The sequence below is a fragment of the Psychrobacillus sp. OK032 genome (assembly GCF_900111345.1).
Classification (GTDB): Bacteria; Bacillota; Bacilli; order Bacillales_A; family Planococcaceae; genus Psychrobacillus.
Window position 1 is genome coordinate 45,852 of sequence record NZ_FOGY01000008.1, and the last position, 24,969, is coordinate 70,820.

25 protein-coding genes and 1 pseudogene are annotated in these 24,969 nt (G+C 37.4%); 2 read left to right on the forward strand and 24 right to left on the reverse strand.

All coding sequences use genetic code 11. The features are described from left to right. Positions 1-193: 193 nt before the first annotated feature. Positions 194-539: pseudogene (locus tag BMZ04_RS15400) on the reverse strand (DUF6176 family protein). Positions 540-752: 213 nt separating this feature from the next. Further along, positions 753-1,268: a DNA topology modulation protein gene (locus BMZ04_RS15405; RefSeq protein WP_093273039.1), complete on the reverse strand. Its 516-nt coding sequence runs from the start codon at positions 1,266-1,268 to the stop codon at positions 753-755. 1,181 nt (positions 1,269-2,449) lie between these two features. Between BMZ04_RS15405 and BMZ04_RS15415 the strand changes: the two genes are divergently transcribed. Beyond that, positions 2,450-2,647, forward strand: coding sequence for a hypothetical protein (locus BMZ04_RS15415; protein ID WP_093273042.1), 198 nt, complete (start codon positions 2,450-2,452; stop codon positions 2,645-2,647). A 407-nt stretch (positions 2,648-3,054) separates the two neighbouring features. Here BMZ04_RS15415 and BMZ04_RS15420 read toward each other — a convergent pair whose 3' ends face one another. Genes BMZ04_RS15420 through BMZ04_RS15445 form a run of 6 tightly spaced genes read right to left on the reverse strand, consistent with a single transcriptional unit; the run spans position 3,055 to position 7,883 of the window. After that, positions 3,055-4,041, reverse strand: a complete 987-nt coding sequence (locus tag BMZ04_RS15420; protein ID WP_093273047.1) for a biotin--[acetyl-CoA-carboxylase] ligase — start codon at positions 4,039-4,041, stop codon at positions 3,055-3,057. After that, entirely contained in the window at positions 3,998-5,209 is a 1,212-nt protein-coding gene (locus BMZ04_RS15425; protein ID WP_093273050.1) for a CCA tRNA nucleotidyltransferase, read from the reverse strand. The genes BMZ04_RS15420 and BMZ04_RS15425 overlap by 44 nt, the downstream gene beginning before the upstream one ends. Before the next feature lies 1 nt (position 5,210). Next, entirely contained in the window at positions 5,211-6,341 is a 1,131-nt protein-coding gene (gene bshA / locus BMZ04_RS15430; protein WP_093273053.1) for an N-acetyl-alpha-D-glucosaminyl L-malate synthase BshA, read from the reverse strand. Positions 6,342-6,353: 12 nt separating this feature from the next. Next, a complete protein-coding gene (mgsA, locus tag BMZ04_RS15435) occupies positions 6,354-6,761 on the reverse strand; it encodes a methylglyoxal synthase (RefSeq protein ID WP_093273056.1) in 408 nt (135 codons plus the stop codon). Positions 6,762-6,771: 10 nt separating this feature from the next. Further along, positions 6,772-7,548, reverse strand: coding sequence for a 4-hydroxy-tetrahydrodipicolinate reductase (dapB, locus tag BMZ04_RS15440; protein WP_093273061.1), 777 nt, complete (start codon positions 7,546-7,548; stop codon positions 6,772-6,774). 2 nt (positions 7,549-7,550) lie between these two features. Further along, complete coding sequence (locus BMZ04_RS15445) at positions 7,551-7,883, reverse strand: nucleotide pyrophosphohydrolase (protein ID WP_093273065.1); 333 nt, start codon at positions 7,881-7,883, stop codon at positions 7,551-7,553. A gap of 107 nt (positions 7,884-7,990) precedes the next feature. Here BMZ04_RS15445 and BMZ04_RS15450 point away from each other — a divergent pair, with 107 nt between their 5' ends. Then, entirely contained in the window at positions 7,991-8,860 is an 870-nt protein-coding gene (locus tag BMZ04_RS15450; protein WP_093273069.1) for a YitT family protein, read from the forward strand. A 571-nt stretch (positions 8,861-9,431) separates the two neighbouring features. Here the strand turns inward: BMZ04_RS15450 and BMZ04_RS15455 are convergent. The 16 genes from BMZ04_RS15455 to BMZ04_RS15530 all read right to left on the reverse strand — a co-directional run bounded on the left by BMZ04_RS15455 (position 9,432) and on the right by BMZ04_RS15530 (position 24,902). Then, positions 9,432-10,112 carry a zinc metallopeptidase gene (locus tag BMZ04_RS15455; RefSeq protein ID WP_177184478.1) on the reverse strand — a complete coding sequence of 227 codons (681 nt, stop codon included), beginning with the start codon at positions 10,110-10,112 and terminating at the stop codon, positions 9,432-9,434. A gap of 61 nt (positions 10,113-10,173) precedes the next feature. Continuing rightward, on the reverse strand, positions 10,174-10,770 hold the full coding sequence (locus BMZ04_RS15460) for a lipoprotein heptaprenylglyceryl N-acetyltransferase LhaT (protein ID WP_093273076.1): 597 nt from the start codon (positions 10,768-10,770) through the stop codon (positions 10,174-10,176). Positions 10,771-10,847: 77 nt separating this feature from the next. Next, positions 10,848-11,627, reverse strand: a complete 780-nt coding sequence (locus tag BMZ04_RS15465) for a menaquinol-cytochrome c reductase cytochrome b/c subunit (RefSeq protein WP_093273081.1) — start codon at positions 11,625-11,627, stop codon at positions 10,848-10,850. Positions 11,628-11,669: 42 nt separating this feature from the next. Then, positions 11,670-12,344 (reverse strand): menaquinol-cytochrome c reductase cytochrome b subunit, encoded by a 675-nt coding sequence (gene qcrB / locus BMZ04_RS15470; RefSeq protein ID WP_093060857.1) that lies wholly within the window; start codon positions 12,342-12,344, stop codon positions 11,670-11,672. 21 nt (positions 12,345-12,365) lie between these two features. Continuing rightward, positions 12,366-12,869 carry a QcrA and Rieske domain-containing protein gene (locus BMZ04_RS15475; RefSeq protein WP_093273084.1) on the reverse strand — a complete coding sequence of 168 codons (504 nt, stop codon included), beginning with the start codon at positions 12,867-12,869 and terminating at the stop codon, positions 12,366-12,368. Positions 12,870-13,027: 158 nt separating this feature from the next. Then, the gene (locus BMZ04_RS15480) at positions 13,028-13,474 is read right to left on the reverse strand and encodes a DUF2487 family protein (RefSeq protein WP_093273088.1); all 447 of its coding nucleotides are present in this window, start codon (positions 13,472-13,474) and stop codon (positions 13,028-13,030) included. Positions 13,475-13,485: 11 nt separating this feature from the next. Then, the gene (locus BMZ04_RS15485) at positions 13,486-14,037 is read right to left on the reverse strand and encodes a ReoY family proteolytic degradation factor (protein ID WP_093273092.1); all 552 of its coding nucleotides are present in this window, start codon (positions 14,035-14,037) and stop codon (positions 13,486-13,488) included. Between the two features lie 20 nt (positions 14,038-14,057). After that, positions 14,058-15,302, reverse strand: coding sequence for a tetratricopeptide repeat protein (locus BMZ04_RS15490; protein ID WP_255367952.1), 1,245 nt, complete (start codon positions 15,300-15,302; stop codon positions 14,058-14,060). A 606-nt stretch (positions 15,303-15,908) separates the two neighbouring features. Beyond that, entirely contained in the window at positions 15,909-17,600 is a 1,692-nt protein-coding gene (locus BMZ04_RS15495; RefSeq protein WP_093273096.1) for a methyl-accepting chemotaxis protein, read from the reverse strand. A gap of 284 nt (positions 17,601-17,884) precedes the next feature. Beyond that, positions 17,885-19,177, reverse strand: a complete 1,293-nt coding sequence (aroA, locus tag BMZ04_RS15500; RefSeq protein WP_093273102.1) for a 3-phosphoshikimate 1-carboxyvinyltransferase — start codon at positions 19,175-19,177, stop codon at positions 17,885-17,887. A gap of 13 nt (positions 19,178-19,190) precedes the next feature. After that, complete coding sequence (locus BMZ04_RS15505) at positions 19,191-20,291, reverse strand: prephenate dehydrogenase (RefSeq protein WP_093273106.1); 1,101 nt, start codon at positions 20,289-20,291, stop codon at positions 19,191-19,193. Then, on the reverse strand, positions 20,291-21,391 hold the full coding sequence (gene hisC / locus BMZ04_RS15510; protein WP_093273110.1) for a histidinol-phosphate transaminase: 1,101 nt from the start codon (positions 21,389-21,391) through the stop codon (positions 20,291-20,293). Before hisC ends, BMZ04_RS15505 begins: the two co-directional genes overlap by 1 nt. Positions 21,392-21,415: 24 nt before the next feature. Continuing rightward, complete coding sequence (aroH, locus tag BMZ04_RS15515) at positions 21,416-21,778, reverse strand: chorismate mutase (RefSeq protein WP_093273114.1); 363 nt, start codon at positions 21,776-21,778, stop codon at positions 21,416-21,418. Between the two features lie 4 nt (positions 21,779-21,782). Beyond that, entirely contained in the window at positions 21,783-22,865 is a 1,083-nt protein-coding gene (aroB, locus tag BMZ04_RS15520; RefSeq protein WP_093273117.1) for a 3-dehydroquinate synthase, read from the reverse strand. Positions 22,866-22,867: 2 nt separating this feature from the next. Then, positions 22,868-24,049, reverse strand: a complete 1,182-nt coding sequence (gene aroC / locus BMZ04_RS15525) for a chorismate synthase (protein WP_093273121.1) — start codon at positions 24,047-24,049, stop codon at positions 22,868-22,870. Between the two features lie 82 nt (positions 24,050-24,131). Next, complete coding sequence (locus BMZ04_RS15530) at positions 24,132-24,902, reverse strand: CheR family methyltransferase (protein WP_093273124.1); 771 nt, start codon at positions 24,900-24,902, stop codon at positions 24,132-24,134. Positions 24,903-24,969 lie beyond the last annotated feature (67 nt).

Below are 24,969 nucleotides of genomic sequence, written 5' to 3' on the forward strand. Positions count from 1 at the left end.
CAGAAAATGTAGTTTCAAAGGTTTTCTCCGTCCCTGTCATATGCAGATCAAGGCAGACTATTCAATTAACTTCCATTTACAACTGGTGCAGTTCGCCATACGATACTGCCCAACGCTTACAGAATAACAGAAAATTGCTTGGTCGTCCAAATGATTTTACTTAATGGGTTCATCGTTTATAACCTGGCGATACCTACCTCATGGATGCTCGTACCTTTTCAGGAATCATCAAAACTTCAGTTTGTAAATCTACTGGATTATATGATTGGTCAATACATTCCTTCCAATAGGCAAGGTGTTTTTTATCAATCAATGTTCTGATTCATTTACTTCCACCCCACCTGTCCCTTGAATGGAATACCAATATAGATATTCTTCTCCATTTAAAATTTCTCGAAAAATCGTTTCTATGTACATTTGCTCGCCTTCAAGTGTTAATAGGACTTCTTCCATTTGCTCATTCAAAAACGCTAACCATTCATTTACTTTCTCTCCGTTTTACCTGGTCTCACACGAAATCGTGTACACTCAATATTCACTGTAAATCGATCCTTCCAGATATTTGTATAATTATTCCCGTCGTATATGGATTTTCTCTATATTTATACTAATTTACCATACAAACCTATATTTACACAGAAAATTTCGTCTATATACAATTAATATTTTAAACCATTTTTAATAGTGAGGTGAAAGAATGAAAGTCCTTTTTGGATCTGCTTCTTTATGTACTCCATTAACTATCCAAAAGACTACCACTCATTTATATTTTTTTCTAAAAAAAGATGTACTTCTCTTGGAGATTTTAAAACAATAATTTTCTTATTTTTAGGCAGTTGCTCAAGTTGCATTAAAACAATAGGTTTCTTTGTTTTCGGGTAATCCCAAACCCATTTCAAAAAGCTAAAGTCTAGCCTTTCTTTCACGCCTTCTGCCATATCTGGTCTTGATTTGCCTCGATATTGAACCATCCGTTTAAAAACACGATACGTGCATATTATCCGACTAATATCTACAAAAATAATAGTGTCAGCAGCATTTATTCTTATATCCAATGTACTGTTATAATTCCCATCAATAATCCATTCTTCTTTTTTAACTAATTCATTCTGTACTTTTATTTGTTCTTTTTTTGATGTCATCATCCAATTTGCTTTCCAAAATAATGCATCTAAATGATAAACCTCTATGTTCAACTTTTTCCCTAATTTTCTTGCAAGAGTGGATTTCCCTGACCCTCCTGAACCAATTAAAGCTATCTTTTTCATAATCCACCTCTTTGTAATACGGAAAACTTTATTTACAGGTATCAAATTTCATCACCCTAAAATAAAGCCCCTCATTTGGAATGGTATATATGTCTATATTGTCAGATAGTGAGAATAATTCTTCGTCAATCGCTTAGTCATAATGCCAAGATTATAAAAATGCACATAAAAAATGAGTTGGAAAACGTTTCTCCAAGCTCATGAATTTTGCTGTCCATTTTTACTAAAGCACCACTAATTAGTTAAAAAATTCAATGGATACATTTACCTCTTTCCTTCTGATAACTTTCATAACTTAAAATTTGTGCGTTTTCTCAACCTTGATGGATGCGACTTCTCCACAATCTTTGCAGAAAGTATAGATAAGCGCAGACCCAGCGTAAAAAGATTTATCAATTGGTCTTAATTTAGCATAGTTATCCATTATCCCTATAGTGAAAGAATCACTACCGCAGGATTTGCAAATAAGTTTTTGTTCGTCGATTATTATCACCTCAGAAAGTAGTATTTATTAATGCATACGCTTATCTGATAGAAAAGTTTCAAAAGGTATAAAAGAAGATAATTCACAGTACGAACACTTATGTTTGTTGAACTTACCCGATGTGTTATTTTAAATGTAATATTTCACAATGAATTTCAGTGAACTACTTGATGTTTCGGAAAAAAAACAGACCATAAAATGATTAACACGTTCACTTGAATGGTACAAAACATAAATTAAACACACAAATGGACTGTTAATTGCACGATAATTAACAGTCCATATTTTATTGATTATAGCGGTTTTCACTGTATTGGATACAGTTTTAACACAACCATTAGCAACTAAATCATCAAGGTAACATTGGTTATTGTAATTTAAAAAATCATTTCTAATCAGCTTGTTAATTAGCATGTTAAAAAAGATGTCAAAAAGTTTGATTTAAGATTCATGATATACTCTTACTTCTTATTAACGTGGAAATTATTTGAAATTTTTACAAAAAATCCGCATAGTATAGAGAAATGTTAAATTTTGTCTTCTTTAACTAACAGGGCAGGATAGTTATAGAAGCATTTCTGTATATGAACCCTTAGCAACGATAGTCATACTTGAATATAGAGAAGTGATACTTTTAAAAAAACTTACCATATGCTAATTAAATAAAAAGTTTATTGAAGGGAGTTGTAAAAGCAAAGTGAAAAAGGACACTAAATTAGGGTTATTTCTTTCATTGTTTGTATTAATTGGTTTTCCAGTAATTTTTTTAGTTGTATCATTGCTTTCAGGAGATTGGGTTTGGCTAATAACCAGTTTGCCACCCTCACTTGCTGCGGGATTTATGGGTGTATGGATAGCTAATAGGGCGATAAATGAGGAACGGAAGAGTGATTAATCGTTCCCATCGATTTAAACATCATCCAGCTAAAGGGGCTTTAATTTCAGAGTAATAAACATTATTCTTGTTCGACTAACGGGTGCCTTTGTTAAATATTTCAAATACCGAAATAGTTATGGCTTAGTTCCCCTTGAGTAAGAACTAAGCCATTTTATGTTTCAAAAACATAGTTAATTACTAGGTTGATTGCAGTGTTAGTATTTTGCTAATCCGAATGTTTGTACCACTTTTTTTGCTTTTGCTACAAAAAGATTTTTTCAAGTGGATATCTTGTTTAGACCGCTCATTAAATAAAAATTAGATCATGTACAACATTTGTATGCATTCACGGAATATAGATATAGCGAATCGAACCCCAAATTACGAAAAAGCTCCCGAAATCATTTTCGGGAGCTTAGGTCAATTTATTTATTCATCAAATGTATATCCGCTGAGTAAATGCCTCGGATTTCCCCATTATCCAGCTTAAGCTCTAGAACACCATCATTCGTAATACCCATTGCAACGCCTTCTAATGTTTCGCGTAGCATGTTTGCACGAATTCGTTTACCGATTGTACAATTATAACTTTCCCAAAGTAATTTAATCGGTTCGAAGCCATTTTCAACATACATATCTGCGTATTTTTCTAGATAGAATAATATTTTTGCGACGAGTTCTGCACGGTTCACTTCTTGTCCCGACTCCATTTTAAGCGAAGTAGCAATCGATTGAATCGACTCATCAAATGCATCTAGATCTTGATTCACATTTACGCCTATGCCGATAATAATCGCTTGTACGCGATCCATATCTGCTTGAAGTTCAGTCAAAATGCCTGTCACTTTTTTGCCATTGATCAATAAATCATTCGGCCATTTGATCGCTGGTGAGCAATTGGTCAAATCTTCAATTGCACGTGTAATTGCTACTGCGGAAACGAGCGTAAATTGGGCTGCATAATGAGGACTGATTTCTGGGCGGATTATGACGCTCATCCATATTCCTTTATTTGCAGAAGAATCCCAAGGACGTTCTAGTCTTCCACGACCAGCTGTTTGCTGTTCTGTAATAATGACCGTTCCATGAGGTGCATCTTCACTTGCTTTTTCCGTTGCAATCGTTTGAGTCGATTCACAAACGGGATAATAGACTATATTTCTTCCAATAGACTTCGTTTCTAAATAAGATGCAATTCGTTCTTGTGACACAATGTCTGGTATGGATTGCAAAATATAACCTTTTTTCTTAATAGCCTCAATCACATATCCGTCTTCTTCAATGCTTTTTAAGTGCTTCCAAATCATCGTTCGGGAAATATTCAATTCATCCGCGAGCTTCTGACCTGAAATTGGTTCACCATTTGCATTAATTAGTTGGGAAAGTATCTTTTCTTTCATTGACATACTCACGAAAAAACCATTCCTTTATCCATTTTCTATCGTTCATCAATGTACCGTTTACGATTTCTAATGTTATTTTTTCGAACACTTCCCTAATCCATGGACCTCTTTTTTTCTGTGTCCACTCCATTAAATCATTGCCGTTTACGACTACTTCTTTGACGGATGTAATAGGAAGGGCTGCTTTTGTTTGTTGTATTTGTTCAACTGTATATGTTGCTTCCATGTTCCTCAGTTGTTTTGCAAAACTCGCAGCTGCTATTAACACGTCTTCGTCAAACTGAAAAAAGTTATAAGGACTCCAATATCCTTTTTCTAGTTGCTGTACTGCTGCTAATATATGGTTCACATGCGCTTTTTCGGCGTTCGAACATTTATAATAGGAAAGGTAAGCCGCTACTTCAGTAGGCTGCTGCATTAGGGCAAAAAATGCCCATCCATTTGCAGTCTTACCGAAGCTCGAAAAACTTTCCCAGCTAGGGCAATACGTTTTCCAATCACCTCGGAAATTGGCAGCTAACTGACTGGAAACAAATAACTCCATGCCATTTGCCACATAATTACTTATCCAGATTTTCTCCAACTCCACTTTTACCCGCTCCATCGAAACATGAGCGATCAGATGATGAAGAGATTGAATGGCTTGCAGCGTATCTGCATGGAGAGAATAGTTCAACTGTGCTGAGAAGCGAATAGCTCGTAGCATTCGAAGTGCATCTTCTGAAAAACGTTTCGTTGGATCCCCAACGGCTCTTACTATGTTACGCTTTATATCTTCCCTACCACCAAAATAATCGATGAGCTCATCCGTTTTGGATAGTGCCATTGCATTCATCGTAAAATCACGTCTCTGTAAATCTTCCTGAAGCGTTCGAACAAATGTAACAGCGTCTGGTCTTCTGAAATCGGAGTAAGTAGCTTCCGAACGAAACGTTGTTACTTCAATCGTCTCTTTTAATACAACTAGCACAGTGCCATGTTCGATTCCAACATCAATCGTGTGAGGAAATAACTGTTTGACCTCATTCGGTGTGGCATTTGTTGTCACATCCACATCATTTGCATTTACGTTCCTTAGGAAATCACGGACTGCACCGCCGACAACATATGCTTCAAAACCAGCATTCTCAAGTGTTTCGATTACTTTATAAGCTTCTGGCCACCGGGTTTTCATCATCTTATTTCTTCGCCACTCTTTCGTACATCGACTCGTACTGTTCTACTATTTTCTTCGAACTAAATCGTTCCTCGATAAAGATTAAAGAAGTTTCCACCATTTGTTTATGTAAAATTGGATCTTGTAATAATCGAACCCCATATTCTGCTACTTTTTCAATATCTCCAAGCTCGACTAAATAACCATTTTCCCCGTGAATGATCACTTCAGGAATACCACCGACATTTGTTCCTATACATGGTACTTCACAAGCCATTGCTTCTAATAAAACTAAACCGAACGATTCTTTTTGTGAAAGTAGAAGCATTAAATCGGAGATGGAATATAGCTCGGACAAATTTTCTTGTTTCCCAAGAAATAGAACATCTCGTTCAAAAGACGTTCCTTTTACATATTCCATTACTGGATGTTTTTCAGGACCATCTCCAACTAAAAGAAGCTTTGCGGGCACCTCTTTACGGATTAGTTCAAAACTTTTCACTATATCAGGAACACACTTCACTTTCCTAAAATTAGAAACATGAATGACTACTTTTTCATCCGGCGCAATTCCTAGTAATTCTTTCAAATTTCCTGCATCTTTTTTGTAATATTCTTGTTCATCTACAAAGTTATAGATTGTTTCTATTTCTTGTTGTGGAGCTATTAATTCCATTGTTTGGTTTGCTAATGAATGCGAAACGGCTGTAACAACATCCGATTTTTCGATTCCATATCGGATTGCACCAGAAAGAGCAGAATCATCTCCTAATACGGTAATATCTGTACCGTGCAATGTCGTCACAATGCCGATATCGGATTTTGCCATGTCTTTTGCTAGAATCGCACATACTGCATGCGGCATTGCATAATGCACATGCAATACGTCTAACTCTTCGTCTATTATCACTTCTGCCATTTTATTTGCGAGCGCAATATCATACGGGGCATATTGAAATACAGAATAACTATTTACTTCAACTTGATGAAAAGTAATGGACGGATACATTTTGTTTAAACGAAAAGGCATACTGGAAGTGATGAAATGTATTTCATGTCCTTTTTCAGCAAGCATTTTACCAAGTTCCGTGGCAATTACACCCGATCCACCAACAGATGGATAGCATGTAATCCCAATTTTTAATTTACGCATACAATCACTTCCTTAACGAGCGCGTCTTTCTTCCAATAAACGCCAATCTAAAAATCCTTCTTCAATTCCTTTTAATAAAATCTCTGCTGTTCCCATATTCGTGGCAAGCGGAATTTGGTATACATCACATAGGCGTATCAATGCAGTTACGTCCGGTTCATGCGGCTGTGCAGTTAAGGGGTCACGGAAAAAGATGACCATATCCATTTCATTGTTGGCGATTGCTGAACCAATTTGTTGGTCCCCGCCTAGTGGACCTGATTTATATCTAAATACCGACAATCCAACCTCATTAATAATGCGAGTGCCAGTAGTACCTGTTGCAAATAATTCATGCTCTTCTAAAATTGTTTTATATGCAGTTACAAATTGGACTAAATCCTCTTTTTTCTTGTCATGTGCTACTAAAGCAATTCTCATGGTGTCACTCCTATAAAATAATCTCTTCTAAGCCATATATAAGTGTATTTCGTTTCATTATTTCATGAATCGACAAAACGATACCTGACATGAAAGAAGTACGATCAAACGAGTCGTGGCGAAGTGTGAGGAGTTGTCCTTCCCCTCCAAGTAATACTTGCTGGTGCGCTACTAAACCAGGTAAACGGACGCTATGAATACGCATCCCTTCGATATTAGCTCCTCTAGCACCTGCGAATATTTCTTCTTCATCCGGATGTCCTTGTTCAAATGGGTTTCTAGTATCTTGGATCATCTGAGCTGTTTTAATTGCCGTGCCGGAAGGAGCATCTACTTTTCGATCATGGTGCATTTCAATTATTTCAACATCCGGTAAATATTTCGCAGCCGTTTGCGCAAATTTCATCATCAGAACTGCCCCAATCGAGAAGTTCGGAGCGATAATACAACCAACCTGTTTTTCTTCTACTTTGGTTCGTATCTCGTCTAATTGTAAATCAGTAAAGCCCGTAGTACCAATAACTGGCCTCACACCATATCTTAGAGCTGTCATAGCATGCCCAAAAACAGCTGTAGGTATCGTTAAATCCACTAATACATCTGGCTCGGTTTGTTCAATAAGTTCCTCTAGTGAGGTGAAAATTGGTATCATATCCCCCAAATATTCTTGATCTTTTTTATGATCTAATAACCCCACTAATAGAAATTCTTCATTTTTAATAATGGTTGCTACCGCTTCTTTCCCCATTCTACCTCTAGGTCCTGCTATTGCTACTTTTATAACCATTGTTAGTCCTCCTTTTTTGTCCATCGATCTTTATCACGTGTATTGTATTTATGCAATACGTTTTGTAAAGAATCCTGTAAATCTATACCTTCTGCATTTGCCAAACATATTAGAACAAAAAAGAAATCTCCCATTTCATCTGCAAGTTCTTTCTCTACTTCTGTATGCTTCTTTTTCTTCGTGCCATACTTATGTTGAACCTCTCGTGAGAGTTCTCCAAGTTCTTCCGTTAATCTTGCTAAAAGTTCCATTGGAGGAAAGTATCCTTCTTTAAATTGACTTATGTATGCATCTACTTCATGTTGAAGTGCAGATAATGTTTTCATTTCCGACATATTTTTCACTCTCCTATCCTCATCGTAATAAATTTACACACTGGTTGTCAAAAGCTATTAAATAAAAGATAATAACTTTAGTATGAACTATTGAAAGAGGTGGGACAATGGGACTTGGTTTAAAATTAAAAAATATTATTATGATCTTAATTGGTTCTGCAATTTATAGCTACGGATTTGTTCATTTTAATATGCAAAATGAGCTTGGGGAAGGCGGCTTTGCAGGAATCACATTAATCTTATTTTTCGTTTTTAAATGGGATGTAGCTTTAATGAACCTGTTATTAAATATTCCTATGTTTATATTAGGATGGAAGCTTTTAGGCAGAAAAGTATTTTTGTATACAATCATCGGCACTGTAGCGGTTTCTGTATTTTTGAAAATATTTCAGATTTACGAAGTACAAATTGGTTTACAAGATGACATGTTTCTTGTTTCTTTATTTGCAGGGGTATTTGTCGGGGTCGGTTTAGGTATTATTTTCAGATTTGGTGGCACTACTGGTGGTGTGGATATTATCGCAAGACTTGGTCAAAAGTATCTCGGCTGGAGTATGGGCAAAACGATGTTCATGTTCGATGCATTGGTCATTTTAGTTTCCTGGCTTACATTTTTAGATATTAGATCCGTGATGTACACACTTGTGGCCGTTTTTGTCGGAGCACGTGTAATCGATTTTGTACAGGAAGGTGGGTATGCGGCGCGTGGAGCGTTCATCATCTCTGAACATCAAGATACTATTGCAAACCGTATAACGAACGAAATGGACCGTGGAGTGACTGTTTTAAAAGGATATGGACATTATACAAAGAAAGAACGCGAGATTTTATATTGTGTTATTGCTAAAAATGAAATTGTTCGTCTCAAATCGATTATCACAGCAGTAGATCCTCATGCATTTGTTTCTGTTACGGAAACGAATGATGTAATGGGTGAAGGATTCACGCTCGACGAGGAGAAAAGGCCAATAGATTAAAAGTGAAAAATAGGATTTTACAATAAGATTAAAACCTGTTTCTATCGTTTCGAAGGGCTTTGGACAGACTCTTTACTATATTATTATAGTCTGAGTTTTGAGAGACTGATCTTATGCCTGAGTAATATTCACTTATATGATTGTAGTGGAAGGCGGCGACTCCAGCGGAGGCCAACAGGACGATGGTCACGAAGGCGCGTGTGCCCACAGGACGTGGGTCATGCTCCTGCGGTTACTCGTCGCAGAAAGACATTGCAATCGTTGCCGCAGGACGCGGCGAAATTAGATTGCCTTCCTTCGATGTGGCGCACTTAGCCTTCGTTCCTCTGGTGAGACAGATGAGAGATCTCAGGTGTACGCGTAGCTACGGTGATGGCTCATCGCTCACCCCGCTAAAAAGCGTCCGCCTGTAACGGAAATCAACAGTAGTGTTTAAACATACCCTTTCTCCAAACTATCAAAACACTGAATTAATAAAGTGGGAAATAATACATTTACTTATTCTATTTCAAAAAGGATTGTCCTAAGTCATGGAGACTTTGAACAATCCTTTTATTTTACATGTATTATTTTATTCGTCTCTACTACTCATACCTGTATAAATCAATATTAAACGTAGTAACTCAAGTACAGCAACTGCAGTAGCAGCAACGTATGTTAAAGCAGCAGCATTTAATACTTTCTTCGCATGACGTTCTTCCTCATTGCGAATAATACCATGCGATACCATTTGGTCCATCGCCCGATTCGAAGCGTTAAACTCAACTGGAAGCGTAACAATTTGGAACACAACACCAGCAGCTAGTAACAAGATACCAAGTAACAACAAGCCACTCATGGAAGCAAATATACCGATCATAACAAAAATCCATGAAGCATGAGAAGAAATATTTGCAATAGGGACTAATTTATGACGTAATGTTAAAAATGAATAAGCTTCTTTATGTTGAACTGCATGTCCTACCTCATGGGCTGCAATAGCCGATCCTGCAACGGAAGCCTCATGATAGTTATGCGAAGACAATGCGACAATCTTAGTCATTGGGTTGTAATGATCACTTAAAAAACCACTACTTTCAACTACTTTTACTTCATATAATCCATTTGCATCTAAAATGGTTCTTGCTACTTGTGCACCAGTCATACCAGAAGTTGAGCGTACTTTGGAATATTTTTTATACGTACGTTTTACTTTCATTTGTGCATATATCGGCAATAACAATATTATTGCAAAATATATGATATAAGAAATCACGAAGCATTTCCCCTTTCTGAATCTATACTTATTATTTTAATAGGTTATCCAATCTCATTCAACTAATACGATTTGACCTTTTTTGATATACTACAATTGCAATGCTAATACATACAATTGATAACCAAAATGTAAAATAGCCAATTTGACTGGCATATTCGCTCAAACTACGATATGTGGGCATTTGGCCGAATACATAGTCAATGACATCATTATGCAATGTCCAAACTGCTGCGATAAAAATATGTACGAATTTAAATCTATAGAAAGGTATATAAAGTACAGCCTGTAATGCCATTGCGAAATGAGAAGCGACAAGCATCCATCCCATCCAGCCTATGGAACCAGTCTCGATATACGTCCAAATATTCATGACTACTGCCCATACACCGTATTTAACCAACGTAATAAGCGCAAGTGCTTCTATTAACTTCCAATTTTTCTTTAATAGCCATCCGAGTAATGCAATCGTAAAAAATAAACTTGCTGTTGGGCTATCAGGAACAAACAGAAGAAATTTAGGCTCCGTAACTGAGAGCTGGCTCTCATACCAAATATAACCGTAAATTGTCCCTAATAAATTCACTACGAACAATAACCACATAAAAGACTTATTAAAGAGCACTAACTTCCCATACGTTATCATTTCTTTCATAGAAACGCTCCTTCATTGGTAAGTAAAAAAGAGAGTCAGTTTCCTGACTCTCTTTACTTTTTATTATGTCTAGCTATTTATTCCGTTGGTTGAAGTGTTGTAATAAATTCTGCTAGTTTGTGAAGCTCTTCTTCCGTTCCAGTGTAAGTACCACCTGGCATCCCGCCAATACCTTCATGCGCAATGTTAACGATTTCATCAGCAGTATAGTCTAAACCGATTAATGGCTTACCTAAACCGCCTTCGAAAGCATTACCATGACAACCGATACAAGACGACGCTTGATACAGCTGATAGCCTTCAGAAGTTTCATCAATTTCTACTGCAACTTCTTCTTTAATCTTACCGTATTCTGCAGCAGCTTCCCAGTCATGGTTTACTACTGATTCCCAAGTTAAGAAAATAATTGCAGCTAATGCTAGAAGCATAAAACCAGTTGGTAAAGGACGTTTAAATGGACGTCTTTCTTTACTAGTGTCTAAGAATGGTACTAATAGAAGTGCACCAAAAGCTAAACCTGGCATGATAATTGCTCCAATAATATTAAAAGGACCAGAAGCAAACTCATATTTTAATAACTGGTATAAGAATAAGAAATACCAGTCTGGTACTGGAATATAGCCTGTATCCGCTGGATCAGCTGGACGTTCCAGTGGAGATGGATGTACAGCAGTTAATACTAGATAACCTACTAAGAAAACAGCACCGACTAACCATTCCTTCAATAAAAAGTCTGGCCAGAAAGCTTCTGTTTTACCCGGATACTCAGAATAGTCTTTCGGAGTTTTCTTTGGTCTGCTAGCTGGATCTGTGACACGCGAGTCACCAACAAATTTCATACCTTTTCCGCGATGCATAATGTCCCCTCCTTTTTAAGAATAATCCGTACCACTTACCCATTATAGTGGTCCAGATATACCTTGACGACGAATCATGATAAAGTGTGCTGCAAGTAAACCGAATAATGCAGCCGGTAAGAAGAACACATGAATCGCAAAGAATCTTGTTAAAGTTTGTGCACCGATGATTGTTTCATCACCAGCTAAAAGCGTTTTAATCATTCCACCAATAAATGGAACAGATGCAGCAATTTCAATACCTACTTTTGTTGCGAACAATGCTTTCATGTCCCAAGGTAGTAAGTATCCCGTAAATCCTAAACCTAACATAACAGCGAAGATTAAAACTCCAACCATCCAGTTTAGTTCACGAGGTTTTTTATAAGAACCAGTAAAGAATACACGTAATGTATGTAAGAACATCATAACAATAACAAGTGACGCTCCCCAGTGATGCATCCCACGCACGATTTCTCCGAATGCTACTTCATTTTGAAGATAGTAAACAGATTCCCATGCATTTTCAATATCTGGTACGTAATACATAGTTAAGAACATACCGGATAGAATTTGAATAACTGTGATGAAGAATGTTAATCCCCCGAAACAATAAACAAATGCAGAGAAATGGTGTGCAGGGTTTACGTGTTCTGGTACTTCGTGGTCTGCAATATCACGCCATATAGGTGTAATATCTAGACGTTCATCCACCCAATCATAGATTTTATTAAGCACTGATGTCGTACCCCCTTACTTTTAAACTAATGTGTTAGGTATAGCTTTTCCAATTTCTAAGAAACCGTCATTTTCACGAATTTCAAATTGATCCAACGGACCTAGAGGTGGTGTTTTTGGAACGTTCTGTCCGTTTTTCTCATAACGACCTGCGTGACATGGACAGAAGAATTGATTTTTGTGTGCTGGGTCACCTTCCCAGTTTACCGTACATCCTAAATGCTTACATACAGGAGAAAGTGCAATAATTTGATCTCCTTCTTTGTAAACCCATGCAGCATTTGTTATATCAGACTTGTACCATGCATCCACTTGTTCAAAAGTGAAATCTACACGCTCGGGAACTTCTGTAATATCGGCAATTTTCTTCTCCGTTAATACGAAATCTCCACCTTCTGATTTTTGCAATACAGGATCAATTGCAAATCGTACCATTGGCATAAGCATTCCTGCTGCCATGAAACCGCCAACACCTGTTAATGTATAACTTAGAAATTGACGTCTTGATACTTTATTGTTACTCATCCTTTTCCCCCCTCTTACTTAAAGGTCAGTCCAATGGACATACTTGCTTGAAATAATAATACTAGGACATATCCATGATATATCAATAAAAAAGGAAGGTCAATATTCCTTTGTCATGAATTATGAACTTTGTGAACATTTCATGCAACAATTTGTCACTAATTCGCCCATTTTTTCGCGAATATTGGAATGAGTTGTCGTAGTTGGTCTTCTAACACAGAATTTCTCATTTTTTGATCCATGGAATCTAGTGGAACTGATGGTGTCCAAATTACGTCATGTTCATCCCCCAAAGTACTCCACTCACGATCAGAAGTAATGAAAAATATGTACTTAAACTCGGCTTTTAATAGTTCCTCTTTCCAGATATCTAACAATGACTGCTTGTCCTGTCCTGCTGTATAAGAGAAGGAAGGAAATAAAACAATCCTTCCTTTAAACTGATTTTCAATTAAATTTGCCAAAGATAACGTAAAATCCGCTGCAGATGCAGCAAATGGAAATCCATGCTCCGAACCATCAATAACAATTAGTGGGATCACTGCTGTATCTATATATTCTTTTTGTGCTTGAAATACTGCACTATCTTTTCCGTTCCAATGCATGGTTATCTCTCCTAATTTCCTCTATGCTGTAGTTGTTTCCACAATTCTGAAAGCTCCAAAAATTTATTTTTGTTATTTTCATCAATCGCTTGATCAATTTGTTTTTTTAATTGTTCTACTTGAAATGAATGAAGACTTTCCGCTAACATATCCTCAGCGATTCGTTTATCCTTTTCACTTATATGCAAATACTTTGGCATAAAAGGATTTTCTTCTAATACCGCTAAGTACTCTGGGCTAGGTGGGAGCGTTTGAAAGTTCAATTGAATGTACATGTCTTCTTCTGGATGTAGACGTAGATCATGAAATGACTTTTCCGCATCTGCTGTCATCACACTGCCCTTGTAAAAGCGAAATGGGATGCCAGAGGATGTTGTAACCGACATGATCATTGCTCTAGGACAATAGTGTGCTTCCTCCACAAAATGTACGTTATTTAACAGTGTTTCGTGACTTATTAAGTAATTCAAAATCCAGACGCACTCTCTTCTTTTCATTTGATACTTTTTTAAAAACCATCGAACAAATTCTTTTTTCTCCCCAACTGAAACAGAAGCAGTCACGTAACCTCTCCTTCCTCTTTTTATTCCACTAAGTCAAACCAAGTACTATTTTCAGGCTGTAATTTTTGCAGTATTGCTACTACTTCTAGTGCTTCGTCTCTTTTCCCTTCTTCTAGCAGGAAATAGACGTATTTTTCTAAAAATGCAGCATCCTCTTTATGTTCATTATATGCTAGCTTATAAAATGCATATGCTTCATCGTACAATTCTAAACGCTCATAGCTACTAGCGATAAATGGGTACATAGATGACCACTCAAAGTGTTGTTGCTTCAACGTTTCATACAGTTCGATTAACTCCTCATCCATCTCTTCTGCCGAAAATAATGAAGAAAGAATAAAAATTGCATCCATATATTCTGGATCAAGTGCAATGGCTTCGCGCAAGAATGACTCCGCTTCTTTCACTCTACCCAATTTAAGCGAAATTTTACCTGCAAATAAATAATATTCTTTCTCAAATTCATCTCTTGCAATACCATCTGTTATCGCTTTCAATGCTTCTTCATTTTTCTCAAGCATTGCATACGTTTCCGCAAGCAACATATATCCCGAAAAATAATCTGGATCGATTTCAAGTAAATTTTCTAAATGTTTCACAGCTGATTCATAATACTGCGCTTGGAATGAAGCATAGGAGGCGTGAAATAAAACATCTGGAGCTACTTCCTTCTGCAATGCTTCTGCATAATAAGGAATCGCTTCCTCATAAGCCGCTCCCGCACTATAAATTTCTGCTAGCTTGAGCGATAAGTCCACTGCTGGAATTGCTTCTTGCTGCGGAAGTAAATCTTCCATTAATCTAGCAGCTTCTAAATATCTACCAGTTTCAAATAATAGTTCCCCTTTTGCGTAAAGAAGTAATGGTTCTTTTGGCATAATGCCGATTGCTTCATTAATCTTTTGCTCCGCTACTTCATATAATCCGATCATTTGATAATAATCAGCTAAGGTAAGAAGTGCTTGTGGGTATGCATCACTCGATTTTTCAACTTTTGTAAGTAATTCTAGTGCCTCATCTTCTTTATCCATTTCTAGATAAAGCTGTGCTTGATCAATTTTCAGTTGATTTTCTTCTGGGAATAAAAAGTGTAAATGGTCTAATACTTGCACCGCTTGTTGTAAAAAACCATATTGTGCTAATAAATCCGAGAGTTCATATTGCTCATCTGGATGTCCATCCAGTAAAAAAGCATCCAGCAGCTCTCCCAGTTTTTCTAAGTTTCCTTCTTCCATCGCTTGAATAAAAGGCATCATTTTTTCCATATCATCACCTATACTTTCTCTATGTCTTTATCGTACAAGAACATTTGGTTATGAACAAGAAAAAAAACTCTCCTATTTAAATGGAGAGCTTTGAAAAGTGTTATAAAGTTAGGTTCCACTTGAAATACGGTTGATTTGCACTCCGGACGGACGCTTTTTAGCGGAGGGAGCGATGGACCATCTGTGTCAAAAGAGGAACGAAGGCTAAGAGCGCCATATCGAACGGAAGACAATCTAAGTTCGCCGCGTCCTGCGGCAACGATTGCAATGTCTTTCTACGACGAGTAACCGCAGGAGCATGACCCACGTCCTGTGGGCACAGGCGCATTCGTGACCTACATCCTGTTTAGCCTCTGCCAGAATCGCTGCCTTCCGCTACAATCAACATAGAGTCTAACAGTATTACTTTCTTGCAATACGAATTCACGCTATTATGGATAGAAAATCCTCTGTCGCTGTTAATTGTTCAACAGCTTTTATAGAAGCTTCCAGTTCCTTCAACATTTCTTTAATTCACTAACTTGATATCCCGAGTATTCTACAGCTAGTTGTTTAATAGCTGTTTTTGTGTGATTACTGATTAATTCAGGATAATCTTAGTATTTATTACAGTTTGAATTGATTTACTATAACTTGTAGATCCTCTGCCATTTTGGATAAATTAGTTGCAGAAGCTGTAATTTCTTCCATAGATGCAAGTTGCTCTTCTGAAGCAGAAGCTACGTTTTGTGTATTAGAAGCAGAGTATTGTGCAATATTTGCCATTTCTTCAATCGAAGCGTTCACTTCTTCTACACTTGCGGACATTTCTTCAGAAATAGCAGAAACTTCCTGAATTTGAGCGGTAACTTGTTCAATGGAATGTAAAATCTTTTCAAAACGTATTCCAGTTTTATCTACAATTACCTTACCGGCAGCTACTTCTTTCGTGCCAATTTCCATTACGTTTACTGCTTCGGTAGTATCTTTTTGGATTTGGTTTATTATTCCTGCTATTTGGTCTGCTGAGTCTCTTGACTGTTCTGCAAGTTTACGAACTTCGTCTGCAACTACAGCAAATCCTTGTCCATGTTCTCCAGCACGAGCAGCTTCTATTGCTGCATTAAGTGCCAATAAATTTGTTTGGTCCGCTATTCCAGTTATAACTGCAATAATATTGCCTATTTCCTGAGAAAGATTACCTAATTTTTTTATACTCAAAGCAGAATCAGCTACAGCGTTGTGAATGGCATCCATTTGTTGAATCATTTGTTGAAGTGATTCATTCCCCAAGTTAGCTTCTCTATTTGTTTCAATTGCCGATTCAGAAACATTGGATGAGGTTTCTGCTACTTGTTGAATTCCAATAGCCATTTCTTTCATTGCTTCAGAAGATTCATTGGCAGTGTTAACTTGTGTCTCTGAACCACTAGCGATATCCTGAATAGATGTTGCAATCTGTTCGGTTGCTTGGGATGTCTGTTCAGCACTAGCGGTTAGTTCCTCTGCGGACGATGCTACATGATTTGAGTTCATACTGACTTGTTCAATTACCGTCCGAAGATTTTCAGCCATATGATTAAAGGAACCAACAAGTTCACCAATTTCATCTTTGTTTTTCACTTTTACCATTTCAACAGAAAGATCTCCATCTGCCATTTTTTTGGCGGAGTTGGCTAATGCAATAACAGGATTAGAAATAATACGCCCCATAATAAGTGCTATGGCGATTCCAACTAGAACTGCAATAATTCCTATTGCTAAGACTAGTACGATTGTATTTTTTACCATTTTCGTGTTATTAGCACTACCATCGACTAATAAATCATGTTGAAAGTCTGAAAGTTTAGCTACTGCCTCGTCAAGTCTGACTACAATATCTCTTCCTTCCGAAGAAACAAGTGCCTCATATTCCTTATTTTTATTCTGCTTTTTTAGATTAAATACCTTCTCTGTGAACTGTACATACTCAGTTTCAATCTTATCGATATCTTCTAACATATTAATCGCTACTGGCAGTTTAAATTTTGAATATAACGCATCATATGATTCTTTAAAATTAGCAACAGCGTTAGTGTAGTCTTGGAGGGATAGATCATCTCCTACCATAAGATAGCCTCTCATCGCAATTATTTCTTGTTTGACAGCCACTTGCAACTCCTTAATTTCAACTGCTTTCATTGCTTTATCATCTACTAAATCAGTATATGAATTATTCAAAGTTGTAATTTGGCTGTAGCTAATACCAATCATTATGACTAATAAAAGTAGAACTGCAGAAAATCCACTAAGCAATTTTTTGTTAATCGTCCATTTCATGTAAAAACACCTCAACACTTTTTATATTAATTTTTCAACTCATTCAAACCTACTATTAGTTATGTCTAAAGTAGCGAAAATGCACCTATACAAAGGTAGCACAAAGAACTATAAAAGGAAAGTATTTCTACAATTCTAATAAATAAATGAGTAAATAAGCTTGGATTTAGACTCATTTTTACTACAATTTGGGGATATCATAGCAAGCTTTCTTGTATTGCTAGGTTCCATAATGAAAAAAACAGACCAAGAAACGACTGAACTCGTCCTTGGTCTGTTAATATTTATTTACTGAATGTCACACTATCCAATTGTTCAAAAAAGTTCGGGTAAGATACAGCGATGCATTCTGGATCATCTAACGTTACAGCACTTGATGTAATTAAAGATGCAATTGCTGCCATCATTCCAATGCGGTGATCGCCATACGACAATAATTCGCCCCCACGAAGAGGTGTTGGTCCTTGGATGATCATTCCATCATCCGTTGCAGTAATGTCCGCTCCGAGCTTTTTAAGTTCATTTACGACCGCATCAATTCGGTTCGTTTCTTTTACTTTTAGCTCTTCAGCGTTTTTAATGACTGTTTTACCTTCCGCCTGCGTTGCAAGTAAGGCAATGATTGGAATTTCATCAATGAGTCGAGGAATTAAATCTCCACCTATTTCCGTACCTTTTAGCGAGGAAGTCTCAATTTCGATTGTTCCCATTTCTTCATGGCTCGTATTTTCTGAATCATTGATCGACAAACTTGCCCCCATTGCTTGAAGTACATCAATTATACCGGTTCTCGTTTTGTTTAAGCCTACATTCGTTAATGTTAGCTTACTATTAGGGACAATTGCTCCTGCAACTAAAAAGAATGCTGCAGACGAAATATCACCTGGTACCACGACGTGTGTTCCGGTAAGTTTTTGTCCACCTTGCAGTCGAATAGTTTTGTTATCCACCGTGACCTCCGCTCCAAAATGTTGTAGCATTTTTTCTGTGTGATCACGAGAAGTTTCGATTTCTTCTATAACTGTTTCCCCATTAGCATGTAATGCGGCTAATAAAATGGCAGATTTCACTTGGGCACTAGCTACTGGCATTTTGTAGTGGATCGACTCTAATTTCGTTCCTTCCACGGCAATTGGTGTAAATTGTGCATCATCCCTACCAATAAAATGAGCTCCCATTTGTTTTAACGGTGCAGTAACCCGTTTCATCGGACGTTTCTGGATAGACTCATCCCCGATTAACACAGATGAAACATTTGAACCTGCTAAAATGCCAAGCATAAGTCTAGTCGTTGTTCCCGAGTTACCCGTATATAAAATTTCAGTCGGTTCTTGCCACGCACCAATACCATCACTTTTAATTTGTACGTTTTCTTCATCTACCGATACTTCAACTCCAAGCTTTTGGAAGCAATCGATTGTTGCCAAGCAATCATCACTTTGTAAAAAGCCTTCGACAGTTGTTGTCCCTTTTGCGATTGCCCCAAACATAATGGAACGATGAGATACAGACTTATCCCCAGGAATTCGCAAAGTACCTTGTAGGGAAGGCTGTGCATAATCTAATATTTTCCCCATAATGATTACCCTCCTAAGAAATATACGTTTCAAATGTTGTATTCTTCGCAATGCATTCTACTGCTTTTGCACGATCTTCTATCGTTTGAAAACTAATGACCAAAATACCAAAAACGTCTACACGAGTTTCGACAATTCGCAAATTTGTAATACTAATACGATCTTTTGCTAGATAGCCTGTGACTTCCGAAATAACCCCCGGATAATCGGGAACATCCACATACAAGTCATATACAGTGAACATCGCACCTTGTGCCGTAATTGGCAATTCATCTCGAACTTTTTTGGCCGTTTGAAAATAACTTTCAATATCTTTTTCATCGGCGTGAAGCAATAAATTTTGGAGCCTAATCATTTCTTCCGTCCACATTTGCAGTTGGTTACTAAGCTCTAGTCGATTTTGAACCGTAATGTCTCGCCACATAATAGGGTTTGACGAAGCGATTCTAGTTATATCACGAAATCCACCTGCTGCAAGTTGCTTTGTGAAAGGATATCGTTCATTTTCACCGGCAAGTTGATGGACGAGTGAAGCAGCAACTAAATGCGGGAAGTGACTAACAACAGCAGTCATATGATCATGCTCTTCTGCATTCACTTGCACGATCTTTGCTTTTGTCACTTGCAGTAAATTGGTGAGTATATTTACTTCTTCTTTATTTTCATTTGGAAATGGGGTGAGCAAATAATACGCATTTTCAAAAAGATGCGCTCTAGCTGCTTCTACCCCACTTTTATGTGAGCCGGCCATTGGATGACCACCGATAAACGTAATACCTTGCTCTTTTAAAGTTAAAGCAGCTTTCATGATTTCGTTTTTGGTACTACCGGTATCTGTTACAATCACATGTTTTTTGAGTTGCCAGTGTGACAACTCGTTCATCAATCGAATTGTTTCATTTACAGGAGTAGCGAATATAATGATATCTGCAAATCCTGCAGCGTCTTTCATATAAACTGCCATCTCATCGATGACACCAATCCTTTTTGCTGTTCGAAGTGCATGAGTATTTGCGTCATATCCAATAATCTTTACGTCATTATTTCTTTTTAAACCAAGCGCTAACGAGCCACCTATTAGACCAAGTCCTATGATGAAAACTGTTTGTTTCATTACAGTACGCCTTCCTCTTTTAGCACTTCATCTAGTTTTTGTAATAGTTCTGTATTTTGTTCTTCCGTACCAATTGTAATTCGAAGGTATCCCGGTTTACCTAGAGCATTTCCACTACGCACGATAAATCCACGTTTCATCAATCCTTGGAACACCACATCACTATCAGCCTTCACTTCCATTAATACGAAATTGGTGTGAGAAGGATATAAATCGAGATTCCGTTCCTTACTATATGCCTCGAACTGTGCTTTTCCAGCGTTATTCTTCCCTTTACATTCCTCGATAAACGCTTGATCTTCTAGCCCGATAATTGCGACTTCTTGGCTTAATACCGTGTTATTAAATGGCTCGCGCGTTGGCTCTAATTGACTAATTACTTCTTCTGAACCAATTGCATAACCTACACGGAAACTTGCTAAGCCGTATGCTTTGGAGAAAGTACGCATGATTAAAACATTTGAGTGTTGATCCAATAAATGAATCGAATCTTCGTACGTTTCATCTGTTATGTATTCTGTATAAGCTTCATCTAGCACGATTAATACATCATTCGGTACTCTCTCAACGAATGCTTTAATTTTATCGCTAGCAATAAGAGTTCCTGTTGGATTATTCGGATTACAAATCCATACGATTGCGGTATTTTCATCGACTGCTTCTGCCATTTTATCTAAATCATGTTCACCATTTTCAAGTAAAGGAACCGTACGAACTTCTGCTCCTTCTACAATTGCATTATGCTTATATTGACCAAATGTAATATCTGCAACGACTGTATTTAAACCTGGTTGTAGAAGTGCTCTTGAAACGATTAAAATATTCTCGTCTGAACCATTTCCAAAAAGTAATTGTTTTTCTGAAACATTTACATGCTTTGCTACAGCCGTGCGAAGTTTTGACGCGTAACCATCCGGGTAAATAGCATAATCGATCGTAGCACTATCTAAATACGCTTTAACTTTAGGAGAAGCTCCGTATGGATTCTCATTGGATGCAAGTTTTGTCACTGTACTTAAGTTGAACATTTTTTTTACTTCGTCTGTAGTTTTTCCTGGTTGGTATGCTTGTAAGCCAGCAATTTGTTTTTTGAATTTCATCTCATAGGTCCTCGTTTCTATATGTTATTTCACTAGATCTGGTCTTAATGTAACTGCATTATTTAAATAGATGTGTTGGATATCTCGTTGCTCTTTTTTTGTATTAATATGCATTAAAAGCCTCACACATTTTTCTAACGCATTTGGAACATCCATTTCATGTGTACACATTACTGGTACATATGCCCATCCTTCTAAACTTCTCACTGCCCTTGCAGGAAATGCAGAAGTAATATCAGTCGTCGTTGAAATAATGACCGATGCAATGTCTTCTGGCTGTACGTCATTCGCTTTAGCCATTTCTTGTACAAGACGGCTAGTTTCTAGCAATACTTCTTCATTTGAATCGGCCGTTACAGTTGTTGCTCCTCTTACTCCCCTGATCATCTAATCACTCCTTAATCCACTTTCTCAACTGCTCGTCGCAATTTTGCACATCGCCCATTAAAACCACTTGAACAAATGGCTCTCCAATCGCTTGCAGTAATGCAAAATGGAGTTCCCCATTCGTCGTTTTCTTGTCTTTTAACATAAATCCAGCTAATTGATCAAACGAACAATCAAGAACATGTTGAAATTTGTATCCTAGTCTAGTAGCAAGTTCATATACTTTTTTGGCATATCCTGCTTCCACATTTCCATGCATTTCACTTAACATTAAAGCAGGAATCATTCCAATCATCACTGCTTCGCCGTGCGTAATTTTCCCGTAGCCAACAGTAGCTTCAATCGCATGTCCATAGGTATGGCCAAAATTTAAATATTTGCGGAATGATTGCTCTTTTTCATCAAGTTCCACAATATGCGCTTTGACACGAATCCCTTTTTCAATCCATTGCAATAATGTTTCTTTGTCGATAGATTCGATGTTAAGTAGTGCAAAAAAATCATTCACCCACTCAGCATCACTAATCAGCGCATGTTTAATCACTTCTGAAAGTCCCGAACGTACTTCCGCTACTGGTAAAGTAGCTAAAAAATGAAAGTCGTAAATGACCGCTTTTGGTTGATAAAAGGCGCCAATCATATTCTTCCCATTAGGATGATTAATGGCCGTCTTTCCACCAACTGCACTATCATGCGCTAATATGGTCGTCGGTATTTGATAAAATGGAATGCCCCGCATAAAAGTAGCGGCAACAAACCCAGTCAAATCCCCTACCGCTCCACCACCTAATGCAAATAGAACAGAATTTCTTGAACAATTTTGTTGCAATAAAAATGTTTGAACATCAAAATACGAGTCAAACGTTTTACACGCTTCTCCATTTGGCACAATATATACTTTAAATGGGAACATAAAATGTTCGCGAACATATTGTTCATGTAAACTCCAAACATGCTCGTCCGTAATAATGACTAATTGATCTGCTTCTTCTAGAGCAGCTTTATACTGTACGCAAAAATCTTGTAGTATATTTTCTCCTAAATGCACTTCATACGAAGCATCGGTTGTTTTTACCGGGATATTCACACTTAAAACCCCTTTGTATAAGCTCGATGTCTTTCTATTTCCGCTTTTAAAGAATCCATTTTATCGCCATTAAATGTATCTAATACGGCTTGCGCAATTTCCCATGCAATAACCGCTTCAGCAACAACGGAAGCTGCTGGAACTGCACAACTGTCTGATCGTTCAATACTTGCTTTAAACGGTTCTTTTGTATCGATATCGACACTTTGTAATGGCTTATAAAGGGTCGGAATTGGCTTCATAACACCTCGTACAACGATTGGCATTCCAGTGGACATACCACCTTCTAAACCGCCTAAACGGTTCGTATCACGGGTATAACCCTCTTCTTCACTCCAAGAAATTTGATCATGTACTTGACTACCGAATAAATTCGCCATTTCAAATCCTAACCCAATCTCTACCCCTTTAAATGCATTAATACTCATCATGGCCATGGCCAGTTTCGCGTCAAGTTTGCGGTCATAGTGAACATAGCTTCCTACACCTGCAGGCATACCGGAAATAATCACCTCAACGACACCACCGATTGTATCTCCTGCTTTTTTCGCATTGTCAATCGCTTCTACCATTTTTTCTGAAGCTTCAGAATCCAAACAATAGACTGGGTCCGCTTCGACAATTTCACGAATCTCTTCGATTGTTTTGCCGGTAGTTAAATCCAAGTTCGCTTCGATCCCACCTATTTTCGTTACATGGGCAACAATCGAGATGCCTAACTCGTTTAATAATTGCTTTGCTACTGCTCCTACTGCAACTCGTACAGTCGTTTCACGCGCAGAAGAACGCTCTAGTACGTTACGTAAATCACGATGACCATATTTCATACCTCCGACTAAATCGGCATGTCCTGGACGTGGTCTCGTAATTTGTCGTTTAATATCCTCCGGATCAATTTCTTCACCTAGTGGTTCAATGCCCATAATATTCGTCCAATGTTTCCAGTCGTCGTTGTTTACTACAAGACAAACCGGTGATCCTAGTGCTTTTCCGTGGCGTACGCCTGCAGTAATGGCTACAGTATCCTTTTCAATCTGCATTCTTCTTCCACGACCATGGCCGCCTTGGCGACGTTTCAATTCTTTATTTATCTGTTCACTCGTAATTTCTAACTGGGCTGGTAACCCTTCAATTATTGCTGTAAGTTGTGGTCCATGTGACTCACCTGCTGTTAAATAACGCACAACGCTTTCCCCCTTCAACTCGCTAAAGTATTTATATTCCACTATAACATAAAATCTATTTCAAAGTATAGAAGAAATCAGTTTATTTCTTTCGATAAAAAAATGTATCTTCCGTTTCAAATCCATATTTCCCCGGATTGAAAATCTGTTCTGTACTACCGACGAATAGAATGCCACCCGGCTTAAGTGAGTTACTAAAGTTTTGATATATTAGATCTTTCGCTTCCTCCGTAAAATAAATCATCACGTTTCGACAAATAATCAAATCAAAATTCTTATCATATGTATCCTTTAACAAATTATGTTTTTTAAATGTAACCGTCTTTTTAATGGCACCGTCCACTTTATAAAAGGCAGCTTGTTTCTCAAAATATTTCGACTTCATATTCGCTGGAACTTCCGCAAGCGAACGCTCCGGATAAATCCCTACTTTCGCACGCCCGATTGCATTTTCATCTAAATCTGTCGCAAGAACAGAGATTTGCGAAAGTGTTTGGTGATTGGATAGCACCATAGCAGTCGTATATGGTTCTTCCCCAGTCGAACAAGCGGCACTCCATATTTTTAAGCGTCTGTTGTCGGCAAGTAGTTTTGGAAATATTTTTTGTTCTAAAACATCCCACCGTTTTGCATTTCGATAAAATTCGGACACATTAATCGTCATTCTATCTAGAAACTCATTCAATAAATCTCTGTCTTTGTCTAATGCTTGAAAGAAATCGACAAAGTTTTTAAACCCTTTTTTTTCATATAAAGAAGTAAGGCGTCGTTTCATTTGTGCTTCTTTATATGCAGCAAGATCAATTCCTGTTTTTCGTTTTACGGAATCTACAAATTTAATATAATCTGGCAACTGACATCGTTCCTTTCCAAAGACCTATGTATAGTATATCGCAATCAGTCCATTTCGAATATAGAAA

Excerpts from the sequence above, each read along its gene's own strand:
- BMZ04_RS15505 (WP_093273106.1), bottom strand. The coding sequence starts at position 20,291 with ATGAAACAAACAGTTTTCATCATAGGACTTGGTCTAATAGGTGGCTCG.
- BMZ04_RS15405 (WP_093273039.1), bottom strand. The coding sequence starts at position 1,268 with ATGAAAAAGATAGCTTTAATTGGTTCAGGAGGGTCAGGGAAATCCACT.
- dapB (WP_093273061.1), bottom strand. The coding sequence starts at position 7,548 with ATGGTTATAAAAGTAGCAATAGCAGGACCTAGAGGTAGAATGGGGAAA.
- hisC (WP_093273110.1), bottom strand. The coding sequence starts at position 21,391 with ATGAAATTCAAAAAACAAATTGCTGGCTTACAAGCATACCAACCAGGA.
- aroH (WP_093273114.1), bottom strand. The coding sequence starts at position 21,778 with ATGATCAGGGGAGTAAGAGGAGCAACAACTGTAACGGCCGATTCAAAT.
- BMZ04_RS15480 (WP_093273088.1), bottom strand. The coding sequence starts at position 13,474 with ATGCATTGGAACGGAAAAGATAGTGCAGTATTTCAAGCACAAAAAGAA.
- aroA (WP_093273102.1), bottom strand. The coding sequence starts at position 19,177 with ATGGGGAAAATATTAGATTATGCACAGCCTTCCCTACAAGGTACTTTG.
- BMZ04_RS15465 (WP_093273081.1), bottom strand. The coding sequence starts at position 11,627 with ATGCATCGCGGAAAAGGTATGAAATTTGTTGGTGACTCGCGTGTCACA.
- BMZ04_RS15425 (WP_093273050.1), bottom strand. The coding sequence starts at position 5,209 with ATGATGAAAACCCGGTGGCCAGAAGCTTATAAAGTAATCGAAACACTT.
- BMZ04_RS15490 (WP_255367952.1), bottom strand. The coding sequence starts at position 15,302 with ATGGAAAAAATGATGCCTTTTATTCAAGCGATGGAAGAAGGAAACTTA.
- BMZ04_RS15445 (WP_093273065.1), bottom strand. The coding sequence starts at position 7,883 with ATGTCGGAAATGAAAACATTATCTGCACTTCAACATGAAGTAGATGCA.
- BMZ04_RS15460 (WP_093273076.1), bottom strand. The coding sequence starts at position 10,770 with ATGAAAGAAATGATAACGTATGGGAAGTTAGTGCTCTTTAATAAGTCT.
- bshA (WP_093273053.1), bottom strand. The coding sequence starts at position 6,341 with ATGCGTAAATTAAAAATTGGGATTACATGCTATCCATCTGTTGGTGGA.
- mgsA (WP_093273056.1), bottom strand. The coding sequence starts at position 6,761 with ATGAGAATTGCTTTAGTAGCACATGACAAGAAAAAAGAGGATTTAGTC.
- BMZ04_RS15450 (WP_093273069.1), top strand. The coding sequence starts at position 7,991 with ATGGGACTTGGTTTAAAATTAAAAAATATTATTATGATCTTAATTGGT.
- BMZ04_RS15475 (WP_093273084.1), bottom strand. The coding sequence starts at position 12,869 with ATGAGTAACAATAAAGTATCAAGACGTCAATTTCTAAGTTATACATTA.
- BMZ04_RS15495 (WP_093273096.1), bottom strand. The coding sequence starts at position 17,600 with ATGAAATGGACGATTAACAAAAAATTGCTTAGTGGATTTTCTGCAGTT.